Consider the following 5030-nt stretch of genomic DNA (forward strand, 5'->3'; position numbering starts at 1 on the left):
TGTGAGGGTTAAGGGCGATTGGCGACCGGTATTTTGACGACACGCACGCATCTCTAGGCTTGCATTTGCAACCCAATGAAGGTATCAGGCGCGACATCCGCTGGCACATCATGATGGCCGCTTTCAAGGATCGGGAAGTTTCTTTTCCTGCCGCATTAGCTCAGTTGGTAGAGCACATCATTCGTAATGATGGGGTCAGGTGTTCGAGTCACCTATGCGGCACCATACTTTCAATGACTTAGCTTCTGTTGGTTTTAGGGCTRCACAGTAACTGCACAGAAACCTGATCACGTTTGGTTCTCGCTCAGGCATTGTCAAATCTCTGCTGCTTTCTTTTGATAGTCAGGATGGTGATGCCCGTACCCGTCTGGCAGGGACCGGTCAGGTGGCGCAATAGGGCTTGTCCCTTTCGCCGTCCAAGAAAATCGCGTCTCCAAATGTCGTCAGTCGGGATCAGGGCCGAAGTAACGTTTTAAGCAGGTGAAGTTCTCGACCCTTGGTCAAGTGGGTCTAGGTTCTCGCTTGCTACCATGCGTGAATCAAAACTCATCTGATTTTTCGAAGGAAGAGAAGCTCCGCCATCTTCATAACATTTTGGACTAACGAGAAGATGAAGGAGCGGAGATGGCAATAGCAATCCGTGAGATCGCCGACAGCGCGGTAGCGACCATTATCGGAACAAGGCGAATGATTTACACGTCAGCGCGATAGTGCTTTGGACCGCAAGCAAGGCCGAGCTCGGAAGCCATTCGGTGGTTGGGGCCGTTCCAAGCTGTTGCAGGGTTGCGAACTTCTGTCAGGTCTATCAATCGCCTGGTGTCGCAAGCCTGATGCGGATGGGAATTGACTTGAATCCAGGGGTTCCCGAGCGGCTGTCATAGTGCGACAAGGCGATCAGGCCGTTCATTTCCGGGTAGTATCCGGCAGCGGATCCGCTCGGGATATTGTATGCGATCGCAGTGAGGCGGCGAACCAGCCGCGGCCGGTCATCAATTTCAGCGGGGTTTCGGGCTGCTTCGACGTCAAGTATATCTCCTTCAGAGAGGCCCCTGCTGGCGAGGTCATCCCCGTTGAGAAAGATGACATCGCGTCGTCCAAACACGCCTCTGTAACGATCATCCATGCCGTAGATTGTAGTATTGTACTGATCGTGACTGCGAATGGTCGTCAATGTGAGAAGATCAGGATCCGAAACTTGCGGATCTTCGTTAAGGCCTTCGGCGACCAGAAACTGGGCCTTTTTGGCCGGGGTGCGCCAGTCACGGATGGACGCTGGCACGCTCAGACGAAACCCGCCGGGCTGCCTTATCCTCTCGTTGAAGTGATGGAAGTCCGGAAAGACCACTTCAATCTTGTCGCGTATCCTGTCGTAGTTTTCGATCATTGTATCCCACGCGATACCATGCCGGTTGCCAAGGGTGGCTTTGGCCATGCCGGCGATCACAGCTGACTCCGAGCGGACCAAGTCGCTTGGCGGTTTCAGAAAGCCTCGCGATGCATGAACCATCGACATTGAGTCTTCGACCGTGACGGATTGTGGGCCCGTCGCCTGAATATCGAGATCGGTGCGACCAAGGACCGGCAGTATAATCGATGTTCTCGCCGTCAGCAGATGGGAGCGGTTGAGCTTGGTCGTAAGGTGAACCGCCAGATCCAGCTTCCGCATGCCTGCGAAAGTGGCGTCAGGATCCGACATTGCTACGGCAAGATTGCCACCGAGACAAATAAGCGCCTTTGAACGGCCTTCGCAGATAGCTTCAATCGCCTCTACGGCGCTGTGACCTTGCTCAGCCACCGGGCGAAAGCCGAAGGCGCGCTCCATGCCATCCAGCAACGCGGCGTTGGGCGCTTCAGTAATACCTACTGTGCGATCACCCTGAACATTGGAATGGCCCCGCAATGGGCAAATGCCGGCTCCCTGACGGCCGATGTTCCCGCGCAACATCAGAAAGTTGGCGATTTGCTGAACATTGGAAGTACCATTCCTGTGCTGCGTGATACCCATCCCGTAACAGAGAATGACGTTCTTAGCCTTCAGGTAAACGTCACCGGCACTTTCAATCGCCGCCCGCGTGAGCCCGGAGATCGCCTCGATCTGATCCCAGGTCGTTTCATCGATGTCTGTTCGGAGAGCCTCGATGCCGTCCGTGTGTTCGGCGATAAAACTACGGTCGAGCATGCCGTTTCCGCCGTTTTCTATATCCGCTCTGTCCCGTTGAAAAATTCGCTTCATCATCCCCTTCAGCACGGCAAGATCACCACCGGGACGCACCTGATGATAGGCAGAGGAAATCTCTGTGGACGTCAGCGTTGCCATCTCGACGGCACTTTGGGGGGAAGCAAACCGTTCCAGCGCCCGCTCTTTTAACGGATTGAAGACCACTATCGGAACACCCCGCTTCGCAGCTTCTCGCAGTGTCGTCATCATGCGGGGGTGGTTCGTCCCGGGATTGTGTCCGAAGCTGAAGATGGCATCAGCATAATCGAAGTCTTCAAGTGTGACGGTGCCTTTGCCGACACCGATCGATTGAGGCAAACCTACGCTTGTCGCTTCGTGGCACATATTGGAACAGTCGGGGAAATTGTTCGTTCCGTAAGCTCGCACGAACAGTTGAAAAAGGAAGGCGGCTTCGTTCGAGGCTCTGCCGGAGGTGTAGAATTCCGCCATATTCGGATCGGGGAGCGCGTTCAACGCGTCGGCGATCGTCCGGCATGCGTCGTCCCATTCAATTTCGACGTATCTGTCTACGGTCGCATCATAGATCAGCGGTTGGGTTAGTCGCCCTTGGTTTTCGAGGTCATGATCATGCCAATCCCACAATTCTGAGACGGTGTGAGATGCAAAGAACGACTGCGTCAGGCGTTTGGCGGTAGACTCCCACGTGACGGCCTTGGCACCATTCTCACAAAACTCGAACGAAGACGTGTGTTTCGGATCAGGCCAGGCGCAGCCAGGACAGTCAAAACCATCGGGTTGATTGACCTTCAAGAGTGTTGCGGCTCCCTGTGCGGTTACCTGCTGCCGCGAAAGGCTTTCGGCCACCGCCTTCAATGCGCCCCAGCCGCCGGCTGCTGCGTTATACGTTTCAATGCCGTCGGGTCGTTTGCTGGCCATGTCAAATCCGCTTTCAAACTATGTTAATAAGGTAGTTTCAGCCGGTCCTGCTCACCGGGGGGATCGTCCGGCTTCTGGCAAGCGGAGAAGCCGCTTGGGCAGTGCCTGCGAATTGCACCCAGTATCCGAAGGCCACCATGATCCCACCGCCAACAATGTTGCCCAAAGTGACAAATACCAGATTGTGCAAAGCGCCATATACACTAATGGTTGCTGGATGAGGGCCAAGGAGCGCTAATAAGAAGGCGAACATGTTTGCCACGCAGTGCTCGAAACCAGCAGCAACGAAAATCATGATCGGCCAAAAAATCAAAAAGACTTTCGCAGCATCGTTTTCGGTTCGATAAGACATCCAGATCGCGAGGCAAACCAGCCAGTTGCATATGATGCCCCGGGCAAAAAGCTCGTGAGCCGGGGCACTGATTTTCGCCGCAACCGCGGCAAAGAATGCCGGACTGCCGTCGCCGAGCAGGACACCTCCGCCGCCAAGTTTAAAGAGCACCGCAAGTAAGAAAGCTCCTGCGAAATTGCCCAGCCAGCAAAGTACCCAAACGCGCAGGAGATCGATCAAACCAGTTTTGCCGCTCAGAAGCGCAAGCGGCATATACATGGTCATACCGGTGAAAAGTTCCGAGCCGGCAAAAATGACGATCGTCAGTGCCGAGGCGAAAACAGTACCCATTACAAGATGAGCCCATGAAGGGTCTGCATGTGCGCCCACCGTGAACATGATGATGTCGCCAAAGCCGATATATGCACCCGCCATAGTTGAGCCAATCATGAAGGCAAGTGGGTTACCTTTAAGCGTTATGGACTTGGACCTGCCCGACTCGGAGAGCTTGTTGATTGTTTCTTCGTACATTCGGATTCCTTTCGGGRAGCGAAGCCTGTATCCAAGTTGATGCCGCGCGACCCGGAGATCACCGCGCAACGTATCTACGCGCCGCTAACAACCGGTTGTTTGGTTTTTTTCAAAGCTTCCATTGCTGCTTTACCGAAGTTCAAATGTCCGGAGACGAGTTCCGGAGGGGTAAGTGCCAGCCACTGATTGAGAGAGACACCTGCGTAGTGGTCGCTTTTGAACGTCTCGAGAAACACAAGGGGCTTATCGCCGGTGTTTTCGATGTAATGTCCCATTGCGAAAGGAACATAACCGACGTCGCCGGCTGCGAAATCAAATGTGCGCGAGTGGCCGTTTGCTGCAAATACGCCCATTCTTCCAATTCCTTGAATGTAATATTGCCATTCGTCGGTATTCGGGTGCCAGTGCAACTCCCGCATGCCGCCCGGTTCGACTTCCACAAGGGCGGCCGCAATCGTTTTTGACACGGGGAAGTTTTTGGAGTCGGTAATGCGGACGGTGCCCCCGCTAGTTTTAATCGGAACCTGGGAACCCATTCGATGCACAAAACCATTGGGAACTGCGGTTGCGCCAGCAATCTTGTCACTGTCCAAGTTGCCAGGAATGGGAAGATTGAAAATGTAACGGTCGCTAGGAGCGGGCAGGTTGTCAAAGTTTGTTGCAGGAACGCCGAAATTTTTGGCGAGCACACTTTTTGGCACGTGCTTGAACCAATCGCTCAACAGGAACGTGCTGTCCTCGTCAAAACCTCCATCATCGAAAACGAGGAGAAATTCGCAGCCGTCAGGACCAAGCCCCTGAATGGAATGCGGTGTGCCAGATGGAAAATACCAGATATCCCCTGGACCAAGATCATCGACAAAGTTCTTGCCTTCGGGATCAACAGCGGTAACCCTGGCATTCCCATAAAGAATGTAAGCCCATTCGGATTCCTTGTGCCAGTGCAATTCCCGGACGCCGCCGGCATTCAGCCGCATATCAACGCCCGCGATGCTCTGGGAGATTCCAAGTTCCCGCTTCGTAATTTGCCGGGTCCAGCCGGCCGGATATTGC

3 protein-coding genes and 1 tRNA gene are annotated in these 5030 nt (G+C 54.2%); 1 reads left to right on the forward strand and 3 read right to left on the reverse strand.

The window, feature by feature from the left end:
- Positions 1 to 149 precede the first annotated feature (149 nt).
- A tRNA-Thr gene (locus tag ACXJ5O_RS18600) sits at positions 150 to 225 on the forward strand.
- Positions 226 to 805: 580 nt separating this feature from the next.
- On the opposite strand, the gene ACXJ5O_RS18605 is transcribed toward ACXJ5O_RS18600, so the two are convergent.
- The 3 genes from ACXJ5O_RS18605 to ACXJ5O_RS18615 form a co-directional block, all read right to left on the reverse strand.
- Complete coding sequence (locus ACXJ5O_RS18605) at positions 806 to 3115, reverse strand: FdhF/YdeP family oxidoreductase (RefSeq protein WP_457301193.1); 2310 nt, start codon at positions 3113 to 3115, stop codon at positions 806 to 808.
- Positions 3116 to 3152: 37 nt separating this feature from the next.
- A complete protein-coding gene (locus ACXJ5O_RS18610; RefSeq protein ID WP_457301194.1) occupies positions 3153 to 3977 on the reverse strand; it encodes a formate/nitrite transporter family protein in 825 nt (274 codons plus the stop codon).
- 74 nt (positions 3978 to 4051) lie between these two features.
- Positions 4052 to 5030: cupin domain-containing protein (locus ACXJ5O_RS18615; protein ID WP_457301195.1), on the reverse strand; the 979-nt coding region annotated here is incomplete at its 5' end.

The organism is Phyllobacterium sp. P5_D12, from assembly GCF_054049495.1.

What these genes read in the sequence shown, in the direction of transcription:
- ACXJ5O_RS18610 (WP_457301194.1), bottom strand. Translation starts at nt 3,977, where the DNA reads ATGTACGAAGAAACAATCAACAAGCTCTCCGAGTCGGGCAGGTCCAAG.
- ACXJ5O_RS18605 (WP_457301193.1), bottom strand. Translation starts at nt 3,115, where the DNA reads ATGGCCAGCAAACGACCCGACGGCATTGAAACGTATAACGCAGCAGCC.